Below are 23,509 nucleotides of genomic sequence, written 5' to 3'. Positions count from 1 at the left end.
AGGTGAGTTGAAGCAATTGTTGATCTCGGAATTACTTCGAGGGGGAATTAGAGTAGAGGGTGGAGATGGGGCACTCAATCGAATCTTACTGTCTAAGGCTCACTGATTGTGTGAATAAGTGGCAAGCAGAGAGCCTTAGATGGTTACATTTACTGGATGAGTATTAGTCAAATTATTTAAGCATCAAATCTATCAGGTTGGAGACCATTCCGCCTGAAGAAGAGCTTCTTTGTCGCATTGAAATACCTCCACCGGTTTGTGAAAGTTCCATAACAATAGGCCCGTTTACTTTTGTAGTATTGATCACCAATTGACTGATAGTCTTAGCAGGAATGGTAACTATATCCTCTAAAACATTCCCCTCAATTGTAGCGGAAAGTATATTTCTTGTCTCAGATTCTAAGATTACTACGTTCAAATTACGATTATTTTCCGAATTATTGATCAAATTAATTGCTAGTTCATTTTGCCCTTCCTTCTTAGAAAAGGTGAAAAGTGTTTTTGAATAATTAATATTTTCTGTTGTCATTGCAGCATGCTCCTAACCAATAGAATTGTTTTGTTTCAATACGTCTACTAGCATTTGATGTTTCTTTTTCTCATCTTCCATTAATTTCAGAATTAAGGATTCCATTCCTGCATTACTCTTACCTCCGCATGAGCATCCTGAAGTAGTAGTACTGTTCCCAGGAGTACAGCAACAGATTTTACTGAAAAGGAGTAAAGCTAGTAGGAGTACAGTATTATCACTAAAATTAATTAACGTACTGTTGCCAACAGTGAAGCTGTTACCATTGGAGACTGTATTAGCAGAATTGTTCGCAGAGCTAGCTAGACCATTAGCTGTGCTCATTAGAGCACTGTTATAATCGAACTCGTTATTTGACTCACTTGTATTGGTGGATTCGTTTTCTGCACAACTTGTTGAATTGAGTGTACTGTTAGCATTGCTTTGATTATCATTTGTTGATGAGTTGTCAGCATCACTTGTGTTCGTAGTTGTATTATCTCCTGTTGTTGAAGTTGCATCGGTATCAGAAGGATTGGAAGATGTACTGCTGGAAGACGAAGAGTTATCTCCGGTTGTTGAAGAGCTTGGTCCTGCGTTTGATGTAGCGTCAGTATCTGAAGTGTTTGTAGCAGTGCTGCCTGTGCTAGAAGAGTTGTCGCCTGTTGTTGAAGAGCTTGGCCCAGCGTTTGACGTAGCGTCAGTATCTGAAGTGTTTGTTGAGTTACTAGTGCTATTTGATGTCTCAGTTAGGCTTGATGTACTGTCCGTATCTGATGTGTTTGTTGAGTTACTAGTGCTAATTGATGTTTCAGTAAGGTTTGATGTACTGTCGGTATCGGAAGTATTGTTAGATCCACTTGTACTAGTCAAAGTATCTGTAACCGAAGCGGAACTATTGACATCAGATGTATTAGTAGCGCTGCTCGGATTTGTAATATTCTCCGTTAAGTTTGAAGTGCTGTCAGTATCAGAAGTATTGTTAGATCCACTGTTGCTGGTCAAAGTGTCCGTAACAGATGCTGAGCTAGTAGTTTCCGACGTATTGTTTACGCTGCTCGGGTTGGACACATTTTCAGTTAGTTCCGAAGTACTATCGGTATCAGAGGTATTGTTGGATCCGCTCGTGCTAGTTAATGTATCCGTTACAGATGCCGAGCTGGTTGCATCAGAAGTATTGGTTGCACTACTGAGGCTGTTTGAAGTATCCGTTGCGTTTGCATTGCTATCTGTATCGGAATTATTGTGAGCACCGCTTAAGCTGTTAGAAGTATCGGTTATAGATGCGCCTTCAGTTTGCGAGGAGTTTGTTGAGTTACCAGTAGTAAGTGAAGTTTCATTGTCTGGCGAGAAATGGTCAGACTTTGTAAGTTGAGTGGTGCTCCTCTTTTTAGTAATGGGTTTTCTTTGACATGGAGCAAATTTTTTCCTCCTCTTCTCACATAGTTTTGCTACTTTACTCGTGGGATTTTTTTTAATGCTCACAGTATCCTCCTTCTGTAGCGGACATAGAAGATAATCCGGATTTATCAGATTGTCTTTGTCTGCCACTCCTAATTTGTCCTAGGTAAAATATAATACTGAACTATCACAACTCTGGTAACGGCATGTATACTTATGTTATATGACTATTCAATATAAAAAGCTGGTTATAGTGCAATATTCATGTAATAATTTAACAATTTAATCTATTTAAGAATTTTAATTTTCATATTTCATGTTTCGATTTGTTAGAATAGTCCAGATTTATTTGGACTAATTACAGGGGTGTCACGGGCGATTCTCTTCCTCTCAAGGAGAATCGCCCTTTTTGTAATATTTTTGGAGGGAATACATGACAACTGAAATTGTTCTAACAGTTATTAAACACATTTGTCTAAAATGAACGGTAAATGTCCTTCGCTTAAGACTACAGGCCAACTCGAAAATTACGAGTTGGCCTGTAGTCTTTTTTTTGAGTAGCAGTGATCCTAGAACCATCGATTACGCCTAGTTATTGGGGCTAGATAGCTCATCCGCCTAAAGGTGCGGAAATAGGCGACCTTCTGCCCAATATCAAGCGCTTCACGCTCAATCCGATTCTGAACATTTTTCCGCTGATGATCATCTAGAGCGTTAAGCAAAAATTCGGTATTGTTCCATACCCGAGTTCTGAAATGAGTGAGAATGACACTGGAGAGGGATTCATCTTTTCTGCCCATTACGCGATCAATAATACCTATAAAACGGGCATAATGCAGTGTAAGCTCATCTTGAACCTGATCTAACAGATATTCCAGCACGTCATTAATGCGTTCATGGTCTAAACGACGCTTTAGCATAATTCGAGCATCAGGCCAGCTCTGATCTTCTTCTAGAATCCGATACAGTACCAATGGCAGGTCGTTATTAATATGAGCGTTGATGCCCAGCAGTGCATCTTGCAGAACGAATCCACGCTTACTAGTTGCTTGTTGAAAAGCAAGTTCCCAGGCAGGGGAACACGGTTTTCCTGCTTCAAAGGCATCCATGGCATCAAAATAATATTGAGCGAAACCGATCAGAACTCTCTCCATCCACACGGGATCATTGAAAAAAGCGGATTCCAGGCGTCTCTGCATCTCTTTTGTCATTAGGAGGTAGACACGTTGAAAAACAGCTCTATGATCGCTGCACTGCTGAAATACATGCAGCCGCTGTGCCATAGCATCTATGACTTCATTGATGCTGTACATAGGCTCATTCGGTTTAGGAATCAACTCCATGCTATTCCTCCTAGTCGGTAAATACTCTATCAAGCTTTTGACTGAACAGAAGGAGTGGCTGCGCTTGTTTGTATACATATTGTAGCATACTCTGGTTAAACTGGTAATATGAATACAACAGACTACAGTCTTAGTGTCACATGGTAGGTGAGAATGAAGGGGCGAAGTTTTTTACATGGGGATCCTATCTTTTTGCATCGGGCAAAGCCCAATATATTGATTCTTATCTACCTAATTTGCAAAAAAACATATCGTAGTTTTATTAGTTCTAGAAGGGGAAGGTAGAGATAGGCATTATAAGTTGATTCTCAAATATTAGAGATGTGTAGGGAGACAAGAACATAGTAATATTAAAGCTGCTTAATTAGCGGCTATTTTATTTTATGTTATTAAGCTCTTGTCATTCCGAACCGACAAGAACTTGATAACAATCCCGATTGGTGTCAAGAACTTTAAAAGGGGGTATCCGATGATTACTCAATATCGCTCACTTACATTGGAAACAACGAGTCTTTTACAATTTAGGGCAGTCATACTTATATTCTGTTTACCTTGACAGATAGCAAACAAATAAAAATGGAGGGCGTGAATTCCAGAACCGACAAGTAAGAAATTGAACCGAGGAGAGACAGTCATTATAATGGTGAAGTTCATACGACAATTATCGTTGAATAACAACGTCTCGAACCCATTTGTTGAACTATCGAGGAACGATAGTGAACAAAGCGAGAACAGAGGAAGAGATTAACAAGAAATTAATACTAGCTTTTAAATAAACAACCCCCACTTGAATTTGGAAACGCCTCCGGCTGGAGGCGTTTTTTGCGGTCGCTCTATTCCTTGGCAGACAAAGTAATCGTAACCGTCGTGGCACCGTTGGCACCGTCCGGAGCGATAATAACGAGCAAGTTGTACTTAGCGATCTCACCGACCAAGGTGACGCCGACGGGCGAAATCGCATCGGCTCCGGCTAGCTTGGAGGCATCGAGCTTCAGCTTTTCCCGGTAGAAGTCGGCGCACTTCTCAACGTCCAGTCCGGTCGTGAGGGTAATCATATAGCCTTTCTCATCCTCGGTGGATATATCGGCGGATGAAAGAATGACCGCGTCGTCGGGCATCGGGACATCGGTCGGGAAGCCCGACGGAAGCGACTTCTTGCCTGATGGCACCTTAACCGTCCCGCCGTTGCCGTCCTTCGTCACTGTCGCGTTCCCCTCCGACGCTTTGATCGTCTCGTTTTCTTTCGCACTCGACCCGCACCCAGAAGCACCCATCGCCAACAACACCACCGCCGATAACATCAACCATCGTTTTCCCATGCCACAGCTCCTCTCTACTATCTCTCTATGTACTAGGCATATGCCAATTTTTTTCTCCATATACCCCACCTGGAAGAGGAAGAAAAAACACATTTCCGGAACGACCGTCCTTCTTGCAATCCCAGGAAACTAGATGGGATGTTGATCAGATTGTTCCAATTGAAAGGATAAGACAGTTCGAAAGTCGGTGGAAGTTTAAATTCCCAGAAGCATACGTAGGTGTTTACAAATAAATTAACGCTTAACAAAACAACACTTCAATTGCAGTCGGGGCAGATTGAGACGCTTTTTGCGACCGTTACTCCAGCGACTGCAGATAATGTCGTGGAGCAGTGATAACGCTGCCGTAGCGACCGTTGATACGACAGGCAAGATAGTCGAAGTCAGAGTAGGTACTGCGAGAATTACATGAACCCGTGAAAAGAAAAAGACTAGTTTCCTCAAAGATTGTAGTTATCTAAAAAAGCCGATCCAAAAGCTGTAATAAGAACGAGTTAAATCAGAATACGTACGGGTTCGCCTTTGGCTTTCTTGGCAGAGATCAAGCCGATATAATGGAAGAGTCACGTTGATCATCAGTCCAATCAGCAGTCTCAGCGTTCTTGTCACCCGACAAGTGTCAAGTGACAAGAACATAGTCCGATTGCGGACAAGACCAAAATATATAAATAGTACTATTGTTATAAGAGATTACATAACAAATAGGACACCCTGATTTAAGGGTGTCCTATTTGTTATTCATTATTTCGGTTAAGAACAATCTTACTTTTTTTAGATCCTGAGTTTTCATTTCTAGCAATAGTTCATTAACATCAGTCAATACATCTTCACGTTCCGTATTTTTACGAAAAGAGGTTTTTTCGTAAGAAAAAAACTCTTGAACTGGAACCTCCAAAGCATTCGCCAACTTTTGAATATTAATCAGAGATATGTTCTTCTCAGCTCTTTCAACCCCGCCAATATAAGAAAAATGAAAACCGCATTTTTCTCCTAACTCTTCTTGCGTATATCCTTTCAATTTACGAATTTGTCGAATACGCTTTCCAACCATTGTTAAGATCGAGTTGCCATTCATATTTACACCTCTAGTGTAAGTGTAAACAATGAGATCAAGCTGATACATTAGAGTATAATCATTAATTTAAAATTTGTGATACTAATAAGTATTATTTTGGTTTGTTTTGCCTATAACTAAATATGAGGTGAAGAAAAATGATAATTGATGATAATGAGTTGCTTCATTTAGATATAGCTCAGGTTACACCTAAGGGTTTATTCTTTGAAGGCAAGACTTACACGAATTCAAATATGATTAAAAAGAAATGGTTTGAGCATGCACTAAGAGAGGGAACTTGGCAAATCCCGATCTTATTTTTGCGCCCAAACCTAGACTTTTTATTAATATTTGATTCCGGTACTTATGTAATAGCTACCCCAGTAGAAATTAATCAAAGTCCACCAGAAATAATAAATATTTATCAGGAAAAATTACGAGCATTAAAAGAACAATTTTTCGAAAAAAATAAGAAACACTAATTAATTTTATTATAAAGTAACTAACTTATTTTGCTAGTAGGAGTTCATAGATGGTTACTTCTAATTCGTTACTAATTTGATGCAACAAAAATAAATGAATACGCTGTCTACCAGCCTCAATGTTTGCAAGTGAAGGGCGGGATATCTTTAATGAATGACTAATTTGCATTTGTGTCTTATTGCGTAGCAAACGTTTTTTCCTAATTTGATCGCCTACGAATTTATAATATTCGCTTTCGTTCACTATATAACAACCCCCTCACATAGTCTATAACTATAGTATTTCCTTATTCAATTATTAATATAATTGGTATGAAAAATATTTTTACAACCTATATGTTTGAAATACAAACAATTGGAAATAAAAAGATAACAGACTTATAAGAAGGAAGAGAGAGGCAGATGTACACTCCAATTATTGTACCGAGAAATAAAAAGTACGGGAACAATTACTGGAATTCAGATGGACCAAAAGTGAATATGAGAGAAGTTATCTTGTATAGTGACTTAGAATTTGAAAACTGGGTGTTAGCTGAAACTGATCCAACAATAAAAACATATTGCGAACAACCAATTGAAATTAGTTTTGTAGTCGATGGTAAATTGCATTCGAGCATTTTTGACATGTGGATTAAAAAGACAAACGGTATGGAAAAGTTTATTGAAGTCAAATACGATATTGAATTACAGCCTCAGCACCATAATTACAACCGGAACATGAGACAAATAGTTGCACAGCAAGAATGGTGTAAGAACAATGGTTTTAATCATCAAGTAATGACAGAAAAAGAGATTCGGGCATTTCCTATAGGGCTTGAAAATAGGGTGAAAATGCTTTCTTGTATTAAAAATTCCCCTAAGATTTCTGCGAAAGATAGTATATTAGTCGCGGTTAAGGAGCAGCCTACTACAATTTCACAGATATTCAAAGAATTAAATGGAAAATATTCAATCAGAGAAATTTTAGAAACTTGCTACTCGCTTACATATTACGGTGAAATCACTGCTAACATTAATGATCAAATATGGAGCGCTAATACGGAGGTCTGGCTTAATGAGTCGTATGAAACTGATAGAAAGTGAGCAACTTCTACCTGATCAAATAAATCCTGATCTTTGGCCAACAGTAAATGAAGCTATTCTTAATAATAATGACCAAGCGATTTACCAGAATCGAAAAAGAGCTATCATGATGTATGTTAAAAGAGAAGCAACACAAAAGGAAATACACAATGAGACTGGCGTTAGTCCACGAAATTTATATCGGTTAATTTCTCGTTGCATAGAAGTTGACGATAATGGTGTTCCATGGGGATTTAGAGCTTTGATTCCTAATAAGACACTAAAAAACTATTCTTTAAACGTGATTAATCAGAAATTAAATTCATCACGTCACACAGGTGAATTTAAATTGTTACTTGATAAATATCCTGATATAAAAGATCTAATTGACGACTTATATCTAGGTAGGAATCGGAAAACGCTTGAGCCAGCAATGAAACCCCTGAATATTCACAAAAAATTTGTAGATGCTTGTAAAGAGAAGAAAATTCCTTTAACTCACTATCCATTTAATACTGATCGATTAGGTATTAGATCGCTCTATCGATATCTACGAATGCTTGGCCAAGCTAATTTTGGGAAAGTGTCATCAAGATATGGGCATGATGCTGAGCAAAAATCAAGAAACAGTGGTATAGGGGAACAAAATCAGCCAATAACTAGGACACCATTTCAAAGGGTTCAATTTGATGCCCATCGAATCGATGGTGTATTTGCTGTTGAGCTTATTACACCCGAAGGAGATTCTATTGTTAAGGTCTTGGAACGTTTTTGGATTCTTACTCTAATTGATGTATCAACCCGCTGTGTACTTGGTAAGTCGATAAGTTTAAGCAAAGAATATAGTGCAAGCGATGTAATGACTTGTATACGTAATGCAGTAATACCTCACGAAACGATGGTACTTACAATTGACGGTCTTTCTTATAATGAGAACGGGGGTTATCATTCGGAGGTTTTCCCTGATTTAGAATGGGCAGTATTTGATGTAATTTGCTTTGATAATGCTAAATCTCATCTAGCCAACTTAGTTAAAGATCGCTTAAGAAATTTACTTGGTTGCACTACAAATTTAGGACCGGTAGATCTTCCAATGAGAAGAGGCATTATTGAACGATTTTTTCAAACACTTGAAGAGAATGGATTCCATAGATTAATAAATACAACTGGTGGGAACGCAACTGACCCACGAAGAAAAGATCCAGAGGCTAAGGCTATTCAATATAACATTACATTTGAACATCTAAAGCAGCTCGTCGATGTACTAATATCAAATTACAACGGAACTCCACACGGCGGAATTTACCATCAGTCACCACTAGAGTTAATAGGCAAACGACTTGATAACGGTATATTTCCACGGTTGCTTGTAGAATTAAAACGATCGGAGTTGTTATTTTTGCAAACCACAATAACTAGAACTATAAGGGGATCACTTAAGAATGGTAAGAGGCCTTATGTTCAATATGAAGGAGTTGAATATCGGAGCGATCTTCTTGCTGATAGTGCTCATCTAATTGGAACAGATATTTCTTTACATGTGAACGTAGATGATATAAGAACTGTAAAAGCTTTTCTTCCCGATGGCAGCGAATTTGGATATTTGATAGCAGCAGGTAAATGGTCACTCACTGCGCATACATTGCAAACAAGAAAAGCTATTAACCAGTTAGTACTACGACGACTAATACAGTACACTCAATGGGATGATCCGATATTTGTCTATACCAACTACTTGATGAACGAAGCGATTGAAGGCAAAAAAAAGAAAGCTGCCAATAAAATTACACAAGTACAAGAAGTTATTAGAGATAGTAAAGCAGCTGCTAAAAAAAATACACCTCAGGAGCATAAGGACATATTAGATCAAGCCTTAAAGACAAATGAAGCTCTTGATAAAGCACGTCAATTAGTAAAGGAAGAGAAGGAGAAGCAGTCTGGAAGCATGGATGAATTTCTTTCAAAATACAAAACAATTACATTCTAATTTGAAGGTGAAAGTTTAAGATGAAGGGGTATCAAGAATGAGCAGACCTATTGTTCCTGCAGGCACGCATCCAATTGAACAAGGTGGATATATACTTCCGACAATTGAAGTGAAAAGACTTATGGAAAGTCTAACTAAAATCGTAATTAATCGTTTACCAGGAATGATTGTCTATGGAAGACCACGGATTGGAAAAAGTAGATCAGTTGAATTTGCATTAAATTATTTGCCAACTCAACTAGGAACTTTTTTTCCCATTTTAAGGACACAATGCAAAAGTTATCGTGTACCTACAGAGGAAAAGTTTTTCGGGGATTTGTTGGCCGATTTTAAGTTTGCTTTTCCATCAAAACGAAATCCTTCAATTATGAGGAGACAAATAGTCAATCTAATGCTTGAGCAAGGGGAGAGATCCCAAATGCGTAGAATCATGTTGGTGATTGATGAGGCACAGCGATTGACTGAATATCATTATAATTGGCTAATGGATATATACAATGATCTTGATCATGAAAAGATTAGTATGACTGTTATTTCAGTTGGTCAAACTGAATTGCTTGCAAGAAGAACATTTTTCCTGGAGCAAAAAAAAGCACAGATAATCGGAAGATTTATGACTAACGAACATGAGTTTTTTGGAATACGTTCACTTGAAGAGGTTGAACATTGTTTAATGTGCTATGACGAAGTTACAGATTATCCTGAAAACAGTGGGTATAGCTATACGCGTTACTTTTTCCCAGATGCTTTCGATAAAGGTAAACGTTTGAAAAGTTTTGCTAAAGATTTGTTTAACTTATTTAAAGACTTAAGAAAAGAACATGGACTATCAAAAAAAATGGAGATTCCAATGGAGTATTTTACATTTACGGTGGAAAATGCTTTGAAAGTAAATGGAACAACGGGGAACGGAGCAGAATGGTTAACTATAAATAATTGGAAAGAAGCCATTCAAAATTCTGGCTATGTAGAATCGGAAATTTTTATGGCACTCGCTTAATACATGAGAAAAGGGGGAAGGATTCAATGGAAAAAAATATCTGGAGAACAGATTGGATACGTCCCTTTGAATCGCCTTGGTCCATTCTAGAAAAATTTTGCTTCTCCAATGTTATAAAGAGAAGAGGACAACTATTAAAACATTTGGGAAATGAAAAAGTTAAAAAAATAAAAGGACAGATTAATGCACAAAAACATATTAATTTACTAACAATGCAAGGTTTTGATGGAGTATCTTTAATCAATTCTATTGGTGAAAATTTAATATTACAAAATAATGAGAATTTAAATAAAATAATTAACAATTTACAAAGGATTTCATCAAATCCAATTGATTGGTTTAACAAAGACTTAAATTGGTGTGAGAAATGTATGAAAGATGGTTATCACAGCATTTTACATCAATTCAAGTTATTAAAACACTGTCCATTTCATATGAGAGAATTAAAACAAACTTGTACAAACTGTAATTCGATAATACCTTATCAAATTTCTGATACAGCATTATCCGATGCTTACACATGTAAATGTGGTTTTCAATTAGCTGATTTACAAAATCGATGGGTTAATTGGAGCAAAAGAGTAGAAATAGCATGTGAATATACGAAACGTTGGCTAGATACAAACTATAACTATGAAAATCAAAGTGTAATATTTTTGCCTGAGCACGCAATTGTTCAAAAGAATCCTATTAAAACAATTGTTGAATTATTAGAAGATGCTGAATCACATATAACGTACGGTGGTAATGGTAAATCGTTATCAAGCCACCTAAAGTCTCCATTAACAATATCACAGTTTAGTATCGATAATCAGAAGTGCTTTCATGATTACTATATCGATCACGATTTCACTATAACTACTTATAAAAGAGAAAATATGTCTTTCTTCAAGTATATGTATAGACAAAGTGTTAATGTATTTAAATCGATAGAGAGTCACTTATTAAATGGTGAATTAAGCAAACATAAATCATGTATTAAAAGGTTACGTGAATTAAGAAAAGAGGAAAGAGGAGAGTATCCAGAGATTTGCCCATTTGCTTACGCATATGTTTTTTGGAAACACTCAATAATAGCTGACAAATATTTTTTCAGTGATGATTTAATAGTAGATGTTTCAAAAACAATACACGGATTTGAGCTACTGTCTGGTTTCTTTCAACCGGATTTGTTTGAATTTATTAAATTATTAATAGGGAAGAATAATCACAAAAAAAAAATGCAAATGGGTTTATTTAAATGGATTATAATGAAATTTGTCGCAGTAAATTATTTGCACAATTTTTATTCATGGAAAAAATTGGCGTCGGAAGGGGCTGCTAAAAAAATGGTACCTAATTATAATGAATTAGTTAGAAATAGGCATTTGGATATTCCTATGATGATATTTAAGCTGCCTTATCCAAGTAGTAACTCATTCAAAGATAGTAAAAATACGAGTTTTATTGTAAAAGACCATAAAGATACAATGTCAACAATTGATTTAATTTGCCCATTTAATTCAAATAAGAAAAGAATAATCAAACCAACTGAAATATCACATCATCCAATGACATTGGCCATGAATAAAAATTTATCATCGCATAAAAGTATTACTGAAAGTTACGTTAAAAATTTAGATATTTTCAGAATGAGTTAAAACCCAAATCAAATAATGCGCGCTTACGATATTCTTCAATATCCGTAAGGAAGTGCCATACTGCTGGAGAAAGGCTTGAAAAATGTGTCTCAACTCGAATCATTGACGCTGCGACTGGTGAATAAATATTTTGAATTCAGGATATCAGCTAGCTTTTACTTACTTTTTAGAGTGATCGACGAGTAGGGGGAGCGCTTATTTTCCATATGGTTTGGAGATCTTTCAGCAAGGAGGAGTTGGCAACATATTTATTTCCTTGTCGAGTGAAAAGAAATCCATCTCAAGAATATATCGTCCGATTGCCGACGAGATCCAAAAATAATTACACACAGTTTTAAGGACGGGTTTTGGCACCTTCCAAATTATCGGAGTTAAGTTGGACAAAAAATCAAGTGTTCTGACCATTTAAATTATTTTGTAAATAATTATATCTCTCACTAAGGCAATAGAGAACGAAGTTTAAATCACCTTTCGTAGTCTGATTTTCAATTTGTGGAAATACAGTATTTTTCAGAATTTCTTTTTTAGCAAGGTTCAAATTGAGAAAATCCAGTATATCCTGAGATTTAATATCTCTCATTGTATAGGATTTAAAGCTTGGGAATGTATGCTGGTGCAACAAAACAGGTTCGTTACAATTTGTACAGCACTGTGATATAGAAGAGCTCTTATAATAAGTGTAATTTAAAGGTTGATTACATACTCTACAAATGTTTTTCAGTGGCTCCATATGAAAGGGACATTCTTTAATAAACTTGAACTGAAAAAATAAACTATGGTAACCAGTCAATGAGCATATTTGGCAATAGTAAAAATCTTTATTGTAAAAATGATCTGTGCGAGTGAATCTACTTAAAAAATTCTCAGATAAATTATTAATTGAATTATGAAATTGTGACAGCAAGGGATATGAAATCATGTTTTCAATTTTAGAATAATCTAATCCTCGAATTAGTAAAAAGGAGACGTCATTATTCAGTGGTGAACCAAAGTGTTTAAAAAATTCACTTTGGGTTATAACGTTTGCATAACAAATTTTATCATAGATACTAAATGGAGATTCATAAATAGACAGCCATTCTTTTCTCCAAATAATTCTTTCTTGCATAATTTCATCCCCAAATAAGTTAGTTTATTTAGTATATTTATTTCCGTTTTATGGCATTAGATATACATAGGGGGCGGGGTGGCGTGAATCGGAATAGATTCTTGTCATTTATCGGAACAAATTCTTGTCATCCGACAATAAAACAAACATAGACATACCAAGACTTTAAAAGCCATTATAGACATATGTATAAAATACGGGTTTTGTGAACATGTATAATCAAATTCAAAAACTGGGTTTTTGCCTACATTTACAACATGGATTGACTCCGTTCCGTCTGCGAGCGCCTGTTCCCAACAGCGATTTGTTTTGGATGCGCCAGGTCAATCAAAATCAAAACGTCGTACGGCGATCGATATCTCTGGATTGGAATTTTCATTGGTCGGTCGACGTTCATATGATTCCTAGAGATTCTTACCATTCCTGCAGCGGCGCATCCTTGAAGATCGACTCTTGCTCCCTTTGCGTCGCAGAGAAACCTACCTTCAGGTTTCAACATCAACCAACGCCCCATTTGCCCCCGCCAAGGGTATCTTAGCCAAATGCCTCATTTATGACGAAGCAACACCATCAAGCTTCTTCCGAAAAAGCAGCCTTAGCCCCAGCAGAATCAGCGGCAGCCCGAATGCCACAGGCAGCGCAATTTTTGGCCAAATGTGTTCCAAATAATCAATTGCGCGAAAATGATCCTCTACTATCCATGTCCCGAACACACCAAGAATGAGGCAAACAGGCAGAATCATCGTTTTATTACTCTTCAAGCCCAGGATGCTGGCGAGGCTAACTGACGAACCATAGATACAAAACATGACTTCGAACAGAACCGAAACGGAATATAGCGCAATCATAATCATTTCATATCTCTGCAAAAAATTACCGATATGCGCATTCCTCGCCAATTTCATGCAGGAGATCGTGTATTGGCTCGTTACCTCCGCTGATAAGACCGCACCCTCAAGAATTGCCCAGATGATGACCAGCATGCCGCTCGCAAGAATGCTGATGACACTTAGCTGGCCGCCACGTGCTGCCGTACCGTTTACGTACGGGATGATTAGCGCGCCGAGCATGACGGCAAGCGCCCAATCCACATCAAAGTGCAGGCTCGCGGCTGCTGTCCGGAGAAAGCCATGCTCGAGAAACGGCAGCAAATTTCGAATATCGAATTCATTGGTCGAGCCGAGAATAATCAGTGTGTTTAACAGAAAAATAAAAAGTAGACCGATCAGTGCAATACGCCCCATCACTTCGAGGCCGTAGTAGCAGCCAATCGCGCCAACGATCAACGAAGATACCGTAAAAAGCCAGACCGGCGCCTCAGGGAGAAAGTAATCCTTCAAATGATACACGAAAGTAATCATGATCGGTCCGAATTCCCCCAAGAAGAAGACGAAAATCAATAACGCTATGATTTTGCCGAACCATTTGCCGAGCAGCAGTGCGCTGAGTTCAATATAATTCAGATGCGGAGTTCTGCGAAGAACGATGTAAGTCACAAACATCATGGCCGCGCCTTGGAGTGTTCCCAGCAGCGTTGCCACCCACATGTCTTGGCCGATGGCACGTGCCAGAACGCCTTGCGTTACACCGATTGCCTTGGCGAAGATCACGTTGACAACCATTGCAATGAACATGCCGTTGGTAATCTGTAGTTTTCTCATTTAACCCCCTGCTCTGCTGCTTTCAGCACGGTTGACTTAATCGTTGTCTTGATCTCAACGGTTGTTTGCGCTTCGGAGAACGCAGCCCCCCAGTTGGAGCCGAGTTGCTTCCACTCCATCGGAAACTTGTTGCGAAATACGTCTCCGAGTTTCAGAAAGTCGGAATGGTATTGCTGCTGTGCTTTGGTCAAGACGCTTTTAATTTCGGAGTTCAGCTTAGCCTCAAGCGCTTCTTCGGTCTCTTCGCGTATATCCGTCATGGGAGCACCGCAGTTGTTCTCCACTACATCTGCCTTGATCATTAGTCGAATATGGAAGTTAGGAAGATTATCCGAATAAGATGGCTTTACTTTGAAGGCAATATCTTTGAATTCCATTGTCACAATCTTATTTTGATTATTTGGGCAAGGAATTACTTCAATACCGCTTTTCAGTTTTTGCAAGAAAAACATTAACCCCTTGGTTTCCTTCGGTGAAAGCCATCCGACCATCTTGTCATTTACAAAAGCCGCTGCTCCTTCCAAATCAACTTGCTTAATCGAACCGTGCTGCTCTGGCCTCTTATTGGAAATCCCCCTAGGTACGAGCCGTACTTGGGCAACGACTGGTTCCACGGAGCGGCTCAAATAAGCTTCTTCCAAATTCATCATATTACTGGCGGGAGCAAGTCCTACGATTTGCACGTTGCGGAACAGGCGGTCAACCGCCTCGCCGGGCACAACCTCCAAGCCTGTAATCGTCGAGATAACCTCACTCGGTGAATCCGGCGTTACTGTAACCCATGTATTCATGCGAAGTTCATGGTTGCGGGTGAAAAAATCAATCATATCTGCGATACCTCTGCGGGCATAGCTTTCGTGCATCACAATCAAGAAATTGTGCGCCCAATAGACACGACGTGAAGTAAAGTGCCCCAGATTGCGAATGGCCTCGAAAATACTTTTGCCTTCGGCGCTGACGGAATAAATCGGCTCTCCCGTACCGCCAGAAGGCGCGCCCGTCTGCCCTCTAGCATCCGCTGGACGAATAATCTGCACGGACAATTTGACGCTGCCGGGTTCTTTGCCAACGTCCAGACCGACTGCTGTGACGATCGCCAATTCGTTGATCTGCCGCAAACCGTAGCAAGATGTTGTAAGCAGCATAGGCAAGATCGCTAGGAATAAGCAAACTAGTCTTCTCATGTCTCTTGTTCCTCCGGCACATGCGGCTTCTGTTGATCGCTCATCCGCTGTGTATCTTGGGCGAATGCCGGCCGCTGATCAAGCATCCAAAGCGGAAATCGGAGCATCATATCCCGCTGATCCACTTCGCGGAAAGGACTGGCTGGTGACAAATACGATTCCCCGAAGGAACGGATTGAGAGTGCGTGAAGCAGAAGGATGAAGAACATGCCGGAGAATCCTAGCAGTCCCAGAGTTCCCGAAGCGATGAGCAAAGGAAAACGGAAAATGCGCAGCGCAAGCGATGAAGAATAACTGGGAATCGCAAAGGAGGAAATCCCGGTAATGGCGATGACGATGACCATGAAGGGCGAAACCAATCCTGCTTGCACCGCCGCTTGGCCAATAATAAGCGAGCCGACGATGCTCACGGCTTGCCCGATCGGCTTCGGCATGCGTAGCCCGGCTTCGCGCATGAGCTCGAAAGCAAGCTCCATCATGACGGCTTCCAACAGTACGGGGAATGGCACCACCTCACGCCCGGAAGCAATTGTTAGCGCAAGCGCAGTCGGAATCATCTCATGATGGAAGGAAACAAGCATCACATAGATGGAAGGCAGCATCAAAGATATTAAGAAGGCCAGGTAACGCACAATGCGAAAAAAAGTACCTACCCAGTACCTGTTATAGTAATCATCCGGCGCTTGAATGAACTGCCAAAAAAATGTGGGCACAATTAAAACCACCGGCGTATTGTCTGTAAAGATGGCGACTCTCCCCTCCAACAAGGCAGAAGCTACTTTATCCGGCCGTTCCGAACTCTGGATTGTATTAAACGGAGAGAACGGTGCGTCCTCAATCATTTCCTCGATATAGCCGCTTTCGAGAATCGCGTCGATCTTTATGTGAGAAAGCCTCCGCTTCACCTCATCAACAAGCCCCTCTTTGACCAAGTCCTGGATATAAGCGATGTTGATATCCGTCTTCGATCTTGTCCCGATGACCATCCCGTCCATCCGCAGCATCGGATCTTTAATCCTTCTGCGGACAAGCGCGGTATTTGTGCGGATGCTTTCCGTAAAGCCGTCGCGCGGACCACGGACGTTATTTTCCGAGGAAGGCTCTTCTACGCTGCGATCCTTCCATCCTTTCGAACTGACGAGCAGCGTTTGTTCCACGCCTTCTATCAGGAAGAGTGTGTCGCCTGTCAGAATCCCTTCCACACCTACAGCCAACGTACCACAGGCTCGGATTGATGCATTGAACATTAAGCTGCTGATGATTTCCTCCGCCGTGGCCAGCAGTTCCGGTTCCTCCACCAGTTCGTTACCCGAGACGACGAGCGCTTTGAGCGCCGTGTCAATGACAGTCGCATCCGCCAGTCCCTCCAAATAGAAGCAGCACCCAGGAAATTCCGGATTACCGCAAAACATAAAATCACGTCGCTGCAGATCGACACTATGGCCTAACAATTCCTCAATGGCCGCGGTTTTGTCAGACCAAGTTAACTTTACGCGTTCTTGCTTCATTTCCTGCACGGATGTCACCTCCCGTCGCTGGCTACACTAATACAAAATCCCCAATCATAGAGAGGAGCAGCTTGAATGGACTTTTATCATTCCCCCATCTATCTGTCTATCCTAAACACGGAGTGGTTTATGTGGATTGTTGTAGGCAGTGTGCTGGGCATCAACTTCTTCGCCCCTGTTATCGTTTGGTATCATCTAAAGGGAAAGCATGTCATTCAGAAATTCAAGGAATTGAAACGGCAGTGAGATGGGGTTAATGCGCTCTAGCTTTATACTTGCCAGTGTGCTGCAGTTTAACTTTGACCTCCACTTTATCAAGAGAGTCGGCATCCAAATTGAAGTCGTTGCGCTGGTTGAGTTCATGCCATTTTTCCGGGTAGTTCCTGTAAAGCCGCTCGCCCAATTGCAGCACGTCAATTTTTTTGCTAAGCCCTATCTCATACGTTTTTCTGAGCTGATCTTCAATCACTTTCTCAGCGAGTTTCCGCATATCTTCTGGAGAAATATCCTCAACCATTTCATCTACATAGGCATTCACTTTTAATTTAATCGTATAGTACACCTTATCATTTCGAATTGAAGGCAGAATACGCGATTTCGGCTCAATGATTACAATTGCTGCGACAGGCTTCTTCGTATCTGGAATGTTGATCGGGGAACGCGATAGTTTTTCTTGTAGCCATCGAAAACCTTCCAGCTCTTTTTCGGACATCCACCCTAGGGTTTGGCTGCCCTTTAGATAATACGCCCCATCGATTCTAAACATCGATCTGGGCTGTTTATCTTCGGTCCATTCTTCCTTGTCAAGAGCGATCGAAGGAAGCATGGCGTATTGCCCTGGTTCATTTATCTCTGAAATAATCTTGAAACCGTAATGCGGCGAAATATACGAGCGCTGAGAATAGATTTGTGACGGATTGTCCAGTAAGGAATCTGTCGGAGATAGATTCAGAATTGACTTCTGCTGAAATAAATCGTTTAACGACTCTTTTGTTCCATACAACAGAACGTTATAACGGATTTCTCGATAACGGTTTATCATATCGTAAGCCTCTTTGACTCTTTTACCATTCTTTAAAAATCTTTCCGTGCACACTATTGACTTCACATGTCCCCAATAAACTCTTAGTTGGGAAGTCGCATAAATTGCGTTAAACGTCTCAGTGACCGTTTCCCCTTTCCCCTTCCCAATCCATATGGGGATATTTTTCCCTAGATGTGATGAGTCTGTTTTGGACACATTGGCAAAATTGAGCACCTGTACATAGGTGATATATTTTCCATCTTCGTAATCCAATCCAATCGCTGTTACATAAGCCATGGTTTGAATATCTTTGGAATTCCAACAACCCGTTTGGAGAATTAGAAAGGTTAAGATGATTAGAAAAAGACCGATTTTCCTCATTCCGCATCTTTCCCTTTATGGTCTGAATCGATCGTGTGCAGCTCTTGCGGACGAAAACGCATTTTAGCCCATGGAAACCTTAAAAAGCTCTTAAATAGGTCTTTGTAATTAGGCGGGGACAACGGGGATAAAAAAGGGATCCCGAACGATTTGATCCTGGACATGTGAATGATCAACAAAACCATACCCAATATGAGCCCATACATACCAATGACGGCTGAAGCTAGGAAAATAATCAACCGGATCACACTTACAACTGTGCCCAAGGTCTGATTAACAAGCGTAGCTCCCATGATTGCGGTAATCGCCCCAACCACCACCACCGAAGGCGAAACCAAACCTGCGCGTATGGAGGCATCACCAATGACTAACCCACCGATAACCGTTAATGTTTGTCCAATGGAGCTAGGCAATCGCACTCCGGCCTCTCGAAAAACCTCTAGGAGGAACAACAAAGTAAACATTTCCATCTGTGCAGATAAAGGTAAACCGCTTCTCACTACCGATATGGTCGCCATGAGCCGAAATGGAATTTGATCTTGGTGAAATGCAGTAAGGGCCACCCAGAAACCAGGCAAGAGAATCGAAATCCAGAAACTTAAAAAACGGATCAGGCGAGCAAAAGTCACGTATTGAAAACTGAAATGAATATCCTCCGGGGATTTCATAATCAACGAAAACGTCCCTGGTGCAATTAAGATCAAAGGTGTGCCGTCGATAATAAGAATAAATCGGCCGGCCAACAAGCAGTTGACTGCATAATCCGGTCTGCCCGTGAAGTCCGTTATTGGAAATAACGCAAATTTCTTATCCGTAAGTGCTTCTTCCACTTGACTGATACTATAAATGCCATCGACATCGACTTTATTTAAGCGAGAACGAACTTCCTCTAAGATATTAGGTGCTAGTATGTCATTAATATACATAAGTCCGATCTTCGTTCTTGTTCTTCTTCCGAGAATGAACGTTTCACAGCATAAGGAATTGCTTCTAATCCGTTTGCGAATCAGAGCAATATTCGTCGAAAACTCTTCCACAAATCCATCTTTCGGCCCTTTTATTGAAATCTCGACGCTCGATTCATCAGGAGCACGCTGAGGACGGTTGCAAATATTAAGCTTATACATCGCATCCGAACTTACAAAAACAAGGAGAAGATCCCCTTGAAAGACGCAATCTGTCATTTCTTGCTCAGTTGCTTCACCATCCAATGAAATGAGCGGTAAAGAGCCAAGCACATATCCGTTTTGCAAATATTCGAAACCATTTTCTTTATAAACATGATTCAACTCAGGCAGGACAACTTTCCCTATTTGAACGGCATCACATAAACCTTCGGCATAGATCATCATAATTGTGGATGACGGGTCATCCTCACCAAATAAGTAAGTCTGAATTTGAACGTCAGAACAGTTTGCGAACAATTGTCGAACCATCTGCTCTTTCGTTACATCGCCAGATTGCGTAACACTAACGCTCATGCTGCTCACTCCTTGGTGGGTTTGGCCATCCATGCAATAACGGCTAAAACAATTGTTATGATTAGAGTGAAAATCAAAGTTGCAGGAAAATAAATTTTATACATCCATAAATAGAACGAATTTTGGTGTGTTACAATTATTGAAAATATAATGGTGCAAAGCGTTATTGACAGAATGAACCAACGTCGCATTACTCTCGTTTTAACTGGGATTAATTCCGATATTAAAAAAAGGGAAAGACTAATTCGAATAGTTGCTCCGGCCAACCATTGGTACACAGACAAGAAATCGACGTGCTCGATATACGAACCGATTTTGACAAGACGCCATTGCTCATACGGAGATACCATCTGCTTGGCAGCTTCTTGAGGTCCGAATTCCGTGATTGCCCCTACCAAAGGACCTAATGTAATGTATACGAGAATCACACCGAGCAGCAGCATTTCCCAGACCCGCATCTTCGTTTTAAAACGGTGTTGGAACAATAGCAGCAGCATAATCTCCACTAATGCTCCTCCTGTATAAACCATACCGTTCAAAGCCGGCTGCCAACCATGTTCAAGAAAAGGCTTGAGAAGCGCGTAATCTTTCTCCGGCATATTGGCAATGGAAACGAAGTATCCGAGGCAGACGACCGTAGGAAGTAAGATACCCGCAACTATTGTTATCGTGCGAATGCCATTATAGGCCGAGTAATAACAAACCAAAACTAACGTAATTATTAAAATATATTGAGGAGTTGCAGGCAAATAGTTGGTGACGGTCCATACCTCCGTCTGGATAACCGTCATGCCTCCAATCAAAAATAGTTCCACGCAAATCGGAGCTATAATGAACCAAGCTATAAGCGGACTTGTTTGTTTTGCCAACCATGTCCGCAGCTCCTGTTGACCTGATTTTCTCATAATATAAACAAGAAGTGCGCACCACGGCAGGTAGAGAACAGCCGTCAGTAGAACAGAAATCCAAGCATCTCTACCCGATGTATCCAAAACCAACGGATTAACAATTACATGACTAGTCAAACCATTGAACAGCATCATGACCATAATGATGGATATAATCCCAATTTTTCCTTGTGTTCCGTCCATATTATTTTCCTCACATGCAGCTATGAATGGTCAGTTATGACGAAAAGAATCTTTTGTAATTTATCCCATTGTTACATATATTATGCACTTAGATTTCTCTTTCACTTCCTAATTCCAATCTCCGTTAGATCTACTCTCACATTCAATTTAACGTTCATCGTTGGATATTCCTCTTTCCACGCCTCAACGTTCCACTTTCGCGTTTTGCTTCTCAAGAAATCACCTAAACCGAGGGGATCGATCTCTTCTTTTTTAAATAATTGTAGAAGATCCAAACCGGTTGTAGTTAAATCCTTTTCGAAACTCTCTTTTATGCTTTGCTGCTCTTGTTTCGTTAACGCCATCCCTTTTGAGTCGATAACTTCCGCGTTTAATCTCAGATTTATGGTCACTTTCGGACTTTTCGATTCTTTACCCACGCGATAGTTCACTTTTGAACCGATATTCTTGATTGCCATGTATGGTCCATTCTCCAGCTTCGTTTCAAGTGTGCCGTACCTCACATTTCCGAGTAGAAGCTTCATAACGCGCATTTGCTTTTGGCTCAGTGACAGTACGTATTTGTCATCCTTAAATAATGCCAATCCGGAAATCTGAACTTGACCGTTCGGCTGTAAGGTAAGAAGCGGAAAAAAGGGGTCCATTCCTTTGCCCAAATAAGCGTACTCAAAATCGTGAAGGTTCTGCCTCGGAACAAGTCCAGTGCGTACATTCGTGTCGAGTAAATTATACAAATACATCCCTTTTTCTTCATTCGAGCTGAAATTTGCTTGCAATATTTCCTTTCCTTTGCCATCAACAATGGCCACATACATCCTTCGTGAAGCTATAGCGTCCCGCAAGATCACGTCTAATTCATCCGCCAACCCTCTTTCCGCCAATTCTTTTCCGATTAAGAGGACTGATATTTTTCCGGGTTTAATAGGACGGTTTAATTGCAAATCCATTATTTCCAAAATGTTTTTGCTTGTATGTCCGACCTTTGAGTACAAAGCATTAGAAACAGTCCGGGATTTATCGGCTTGAAACTTTGTTGCCGCAATCGTAAATTCAATTTGATCATCGGGTGCTTCATCGAAAGCGCCGGTGAATGAAATCGTGATTTTGTCAATAACATCTTGCTTTACGCATCCAGTCAACAGCACACTCGCGATGAGCACTAGGATGTAAAAGAAACGAATCATACGGTTCTTCTCACTTTCATTCTGATAACGTCAACTAAAAATACAAATGGAATATACGCATAGATGAGGTAAAATCCAATATCGTATAGCATGTTTTGAACGACTTCAATATGAGAATGATCTGGAATGAAGCATACCGCCGCAAAAACGAGAATTAATAAGATCGGCAAGGCACTTCTTTGTTTCACAGTAAACATGAGTTTACACACTCGGCTTGCAGCCCAGAAACAAAAGCACAAAATAGGAACTACCCACAATAGCTGTGCAGCAGCGCCAATATAGTCAAATCGTTCAATAAAAGGGAATTGAATAAATTTATATTTGGTTAATTGCGGCCATATTTCTATAGCTAATTGTTCTGGTTTAAACAATAACAAGGAGAAGAAAATAATGAGTAGGTAAGATACTGTGGTGATGAAATTTGCGAAATGCGCCCATTTTTGAGATTTTTGAGGAGTTTTGATGAATGTGTAGCAAAAAAAGAGCATTTCCACGCCTAAAAAGGGAAATGTCATCTCCTTGCCTGCTTTGACGATTTCGCTTAACGAATGATCGAATAGAGGAGTTAAATTGTTGAAATGAAAATAATCCGCAGGAAAAAACATGGCTAAGATAGTTACAATTCGCAATAAGCTAAACATACATATACCTACAATAACTCGAAAACCCCCTGCGACAATGTAATAGACAAGCAGGAGCAAAACGAATGCTAATGACCATGTTTCCAGATCTTTAAATAGCCATACTTGTATAATTTCTATAAAAAAACGCAATTGAAAACTGGCAATGAGCAAGAAGTAAATGATAAAGATAAAGTTAAGACCCCCACCCGCCAATTTCCCGAAAAATCGTTGATGGATTTGAATTAGATCCGTCTCATTTCGATTAAGAATTCGATACATCATCCAAATAATGACGTGGAAACTGAGTCCACAGAGGATAATAGAAATCCAGGTATCTTGACCGGCCAATTGAATCGGAATGTTCGACATGGACAGATACTCGGGTCCGAACTGCATGCTATGTATCAAAACGAAAACCAGATAAGGTGATATTGTAAATCGCGGATGTTCATTTGATTTCATCGTTTG

General features: G+C 39.9%; 21 protein-coding genes. 7 read left to right on the top strand and 14 right to left on the bottom strand.

The window, feature by feature from the left end; translation table 11 throughout:
• Nucleotides 1–172: 172 nt before the first annotated feature.
• Nucleotides 173–529: a hypothetical protein gene (locus tag ACKTT9_RS19150; protein ID WP_407872860.1), complete on the bottom strand. Its 357-nt coding sequence runs from the start codon at nt 527–529 to the stop codon at nt 173–175.
• A gap of 460 nt (nt 530–989) precedes the next feature.
• Here ACKTT9_RS19150 and ACKTT9_RS19145 point away from each other — a divergent pair, with 460 nt between their 5' ends.
• Nucleotides 990–1,757: a hypothetical protein gene (locus ACKTT9_RS19145; protein ID WP_407872859.1), complete on the top strand. Its 768-nt coding sequence runs from the start codon at nt 990–992 to the stop codon at nt 1,755–1,757.
• A 721-nt stretch (nt 1,758–2,478) separates the two neighbouring features.
• On the opposite strand, the gene ACKTT9_RS19140 is transcribed toward ACKTT9_RS19145, so the two are convergent.
• The 3 genes from ACKTT9_RS19140 to ACKTT9_RS19130 form a co-directional block, all read right to left on the bottom strand.
• Nucleotides 2,479–3,252: a DUF5995 family protein gene (locus ACKTT9_RS19140; protein ID WP_407872858.1), complete on the bottom strand. Its 774-nt coding sequence runs from the start codon at nt 3,250–3,252 to the stop codon at nt 2,479–2,481.
• Between the two features lie 833 nt (nt 3,253–4,085).
• Nucleotides 4,086–4,631, bottom strand: coding sequence for a hypothetical protein (locus tag ACKTT9_RS19135; protein WP_407872857.1), 546 nt, complete (start codon nt 4,629–4,631; stop codon nt 4,086–4,088).
• 667 nt (nt 4,632–5,298) lie between these two features.
• Complete coding sequence (locus ACKTT9_RS19130; protein ID WP_407872856.1) at nt 5,299–5,646, bottom strand: helix-turn-helix domain-containing protein; 348 nt, start codon at nt 5,644–5,646, stop codon at nt 5,299–5,301.
• A gap of 137 nt (nt 5,647–5,783) precedes the next feature.
• Here ACKTT9_RS19130 and ACKTT9_RS19125 point away from each other — a divergent pair, with 137 nt between their 5' ends.
• A complete protein-coding gene (locus ACKTT9_RS19125) occupies nt 5,784–6,107 on the top strand; it encodes a hypothetical protein (protein ID WP_407872855.1) in 324 nt (107 codons plus the stop codon).
• Nucleotides 6,108–6,132: 25 nt separating this feature from the next.
• On the opposite strand, the gene ACKTT9_RS19120 is transcribed toward ACKTT9_RS19125, so the two are convergent.
• Entirely contained in the window at nt 6,133–6,351 is a 219-nt protein-coding gene (locus ACKTT9_RS19120; protein WP_407872854.1) for a helix-turn-helix domain-containing protein, read from the bottom strand.
• 158 nt (nt 6,352–6,509) lie between these two features.
• Here ACKTT9_RS19120 and ACKTT9_RS19115 point away from each other — a divergent pair, with 158 nt between their 5' ends.
• Genes ACKTT9_RS19115 through ACKTT9_RS19100 form a run of 4 tightly spaced genes read left to right on the top strand, consistent with a single transcriptional unit; the run spans nt 6,510 to nt 11,796 of the window.
• On the top strand, nt 6,510–7,190 hold the full coding sequence (locus tag ACKTT9_RS19115; protein WP_407872853.1) for a Tn7 transposase TnsA N-terminal domain-containing protein: 681 nt from the start codon (nt 6,510–6,512) through the stop codon (nt 7,188–7,190).
• On the top strand, nt 7,162–9,156 hold the full coding sequence (locus ACKTT9_RS19110; RefSeq protein ID WP_407872852.1) for a hypothetical protein: 1,995 nt from the start codon (nt 7,162–7,164) through the stop codon (nt 9,154–9,156). The genes ACKTT9_RS19115 and ACKTT9_RS19110 overlap by 29 nt, the downstream gene beginning before the upstream one ends.
• A gap of 37 nt (nt 9,157–9,193) precedes the next feature.
• Nucleotides 9,194–10,156, top strand: a complete 963-nt coding sequence (locus ACKTT9_RS19105) for an AAA family ATPase (RefSeq protein ID WP_407872851.1) — start codon at nt 9,194–9,196, stop codon at nt 10,154–10,156.
• Nucleotides 10,157–10,182: 26 nt separating this feature from the next.
• Complete coding sequence (locus ACKTT9_RS19100; RefSeq protein WP_407872850.1) at nt 10,183–11,796, top strand: hypothetical protein; 1,614 nt, start codon at nt 10,183–10,185, stop codon at nt 11,794–11,796.
• A 388-nt stretch (nt 11,797–12,184) separates the two neighbouring features.
• On the opposite strand, the gene ACKTT9_RS19095 is transcribed toward ACKTT9_RS19100, so the two are convergent.
• From ACKTT9_RS19095 to ACKTT9_RS19080, 4 genes are all read right to left on the bottom strand, one after another.
• Nucleotides 12,185–12,904, bottom strand: coding sequence for a hypothetical protein (locus tag ACKTT9_RS19095; protein ID WP_407872849.1), 720 nt, complete (start codon nt 12,902–12,904; stop codon nt 12,185–12,187).
• A 551-nt stretch (nt 12,905–13,455) separates the two neighbouring features.
• A complete protein-coding gene (locus ACKTT9_RS19090; RefSeq protein WP_407872848.1) occupies nt 13,456–14,565 on the bottom strand; it encodes a GerAB/ArcD/ProY family transporter in 1,110 nt (369 codons plus the stop codon).
• Nucleotides 14,562–15,749, bottom strand: coding sequence for a Ger(x)C family spore germination protein (locus tag ACKTT9_RS19085; protein WP_407872847.1), 1,188 nt, complete (start codon nt 15,747–15,749; stop codon nt 14,562–14,564). The genes ACKTT9_RS19090 and ACKTT9_RS19085 overlap by 4 nt, the downstream gene beginning before the upstream one ends.
• Complete coding sequence (locus tag ACKTT9_RS19080; RefSeq protein WP_407873071.1) at nt 15,746–17,257, bottom strand: spore germination protein; 1,512 nt, start codon at nt 17,255–17,257, stop codon at nt 15,746–15,748. Before ACKTT9_RS19080 ends, ACKTT9_RS19085 begins: the two co-directional genes overlap by 4 nt.
• Before the next feature lie 75 nt (nt 17,258–17,332).
• Between ACKTT9_RS19080 and ACKTT9_RS19075 the strand changes: the two genes are divergently transcribed.
• On the top strand, nt 17,333–17,503 hold the full coding sequence (locus ACKTT9_RS19075; protein ID WP_407872846.1) for a hypothetical protein: 171 nt from the start codon (nt 17,333–17,335) through the stop codon (nt 17,501–17,503).
• A 7-nt stretch (nt 17,504–17,510) separates the two neighbouring features.
• Here ACKTT9_RS19075 and ACKTT9_RS19070 read toward each other — a convergent pair whose 3' ends face one another.
• The 5 genes from ACKTT9_RS19070 to ACKTT9_RS19050 form a co-directional block, all read right to left on the bottom strand.
• Nucleotides 17,511–18,662 (bottom strand): Ger(x)C family spore germination protein, encoded by a 1,152-nt coding sequence (locus ACKTT9_RS19070; protein ID WP_407872845.1) that lies wholly within the window; start codon nt 18,660–18,662, stop codon nt 17,511–17,513.
• A complete protein-coding gene (locus ACKTT9_RS19065) occupies nt 18,659–20,143 on the bottom strand; it encodes a spore germination protein (protein WP_407872844.1) in 1,485 nt (494 codons plus the stop codon). Before ACKTT9_RS19065 ends, ACKTT9_RS19070 begins: the two co-directional genes overlap by 4 nt.
• A gap of 5 nt (nt 20,144–20,148) precedes the next feature.
• Nucleotides 20,149–21,234 (bottom strand): endospore germination permease, encoded by a 1,086-nt coding sequence (locus ACKTT9_RS19060; RefSeq protein WP_407872843.1) that lies wholly within the window; start codon nt 21,232–21,234, stop codon nt 20,149–20,151.
• 101 nt (nt 21,235–21,335) lie between these two features.
• A complete protein-coding gene (locus ACKTT9_RS19055; RefSeq protein ID WP_407872842.1) occupies nt 21,336–22,418 on the bottom strand; it encodes a Ger(x)C family spore germination protein in 1,083 nt (360 codons plus the stop codon).
• Nucleotides 22,415–23,503 carry a GerAB/ArcD/ProY family transporter gene (locus ACKTT9_RS19050; protein WP_407872841.1) on the bottom strand — a complete coding sequence of 363 codons (1,089 nt, stop codon included), beginning with the start codon at nt 23,501–23,503 and terminating at the stop codon, nt 22,415–22,417. The genes ACKTT9_RS19055 and ACKTT9_RS19050 overlap by 4 nt, the downstream gene beginning before the upstream one ends.
• Nucleotides 23,504–23,509: the final 6 nt, after the last annotated feature.

It is taken from the genome of Paenibacillus sp. P36 (genome assembly GCF_045866505.1).
Taxonomy (GTDB): domain Bacteria; phylum Bacillota; class Bacilli; order Paenibacillales; family NBRC-103111; genus Paenibacillus_E; species Paenibacillus_E chondroitinus.
Note: the sequence above shows the minus strand (reverse complement) of the source record. Positions and strands in the feature narration are given on the sequence as shown.

What these genes read in the sequence shown, in the direction of transcription:
- ACKTT9_RS19080 (WP_407873071.1), bottom strand. Translation starts at nt 17,257, where the DNA reads ATGAAGCAAGAACGCGTAAAGTTAACTTGGTCTGACAAAACCGCGGCC.
- ACKTT9_RS19075 (WP_407872846.1), top strand. Translation starts at nt 17,333, where the DNA reads ATGGACTTTTATCATTCCCCCATCTATCTGTCTATCCTAAACACGGAG.
- ACKTT9_RS19115 (WP_407872853.1), top strand. Translation starts at nt 6,510, where the DNA reads ATGTACACTCCAATTATTGTACCGAGAAATAAAAAGTACGGGAACAAT.
- ACKTT9_RS19135 (WP_407872857.1), bottom strand. Translation starts at nt 4,631, where the DNA reads ATGGAGAAAAAAATTGGCATATGCCTAGTACATAGAGAGATAGTAGAG.
- ACKTT9_RS19125 (WP_407872855.1), top strand. Translation starts at nt 5,784, where the DNA reads ATGATAATTGATGATAATGAGTTGCTTCATTTAGATATAGCTCAGGTT.
- ACKTT9_RS19105 (WP_407872851.1), top strand. Translation starts at nt 9,194, where the DNA reads ATGAGCAGACCTATTGTTCCTGCAGGCACGCATCCAATTGAACAAGGT.
- ACKTT9_RS19060 (WP_407872843.1), bottom strand. Translation starts at nt 21,234, where the DNA reads ATGGACGGAACACAAGGAAAAATTGGGATTATATCCATCATTATGGTC.
- ACKTT9_RS19110 (WP_407872852.1), top strand. Translation starts at nt 7,162, where the DNA reads ATGAGTCGTATGAAACTGATAGAAAGTGAGCAACTTCTACCTGATCAA.
- ACKTT9_RS19085 (WP_407872847.1), bottom strand. Translation starts at nt 15,749, where the DNA reads ATGAGAAGACTAGTTTGCTTATTCCTAGCGATCTTGCCTATGCTGCTT.
- ACKTT9_RS19095 (WP_407872849.1), bottom strand. Translation starts at nt 12,904, where the DNA reads ATGCAAGAAAGAATTATTTGGAGAAAAGAATGGCTGTCTATTTATGAA.
- ACKTT9_RS19050 (WP_407872841.1), bottom strand. Translation starts at nt 23,503, where the DNA reads ATGAAATCAAATGAACATCCGCGATTTACAATATCACCTTATCTGGTT.
- ACKTT9_RS19070 (WP_407872845.1), bottom strand. Translation starts at nt 18,662, where the DNA reads ATGAGGAAAATCGGTCTTTTTCTAATCATCTTAACCTTTCTAATTCTC.
- ACKTT9_RS19100 (WP_407872850.1), top strand. Translation starts at nt 10,183, where the DNA reads ATGGAAAAAAATATCTGGAGAACAGATTGGATACGTCCCTTTGAATCG.
- ACKTT9_RS19065 (WP_407872844.1), bottom strand. Translation starts at nt 20,143, where the DNA reads ATGAGCGTTAGTGTTACGCAATCTGGCGATGTAACGAAAGAGCAGATG.
- ACKTT9_RS19150 (WP_407872860.1), bottom strand. Translation starts at nt 529, where the DNA reads ATGACAACAGAAAATATTAATTATTCAAAAACACTTTTCACCTTTTCT.
- ACKTT9_RS19090 (WP_407872848.1), bottom strand. Translation starts at nt 14,565, where the DNA reads ATGAGAAAACTACAGATTACCAACGGCATGTTCATTGCAATGGTTGTC.
- ACKTT9_RS19130 (WP_407872856.1), bottom strand. Translation starts at nt 5,646, where the DNA reads ATGAATGGCAACTCGATCTTAACAATGGTTGGAAAGCGTATTCGACAA.
- ACKTT9_RS19140 (WP_407872858.1), bottom strand. Translation starts at nt 3,252, where the DNA reads ATGGAGTTGATTCCTAAACCGAATGAGCCTATGTACAGCATCAATGAA.
- ACKTT9_RS19055 (WP_407872842.1), bottom strand. Translation starts at nt 22,418, where the DNA reads ATGATTCGTTTCTTTTACATCCTAGTGCTCATCGCGAGTGTGCTGTTG.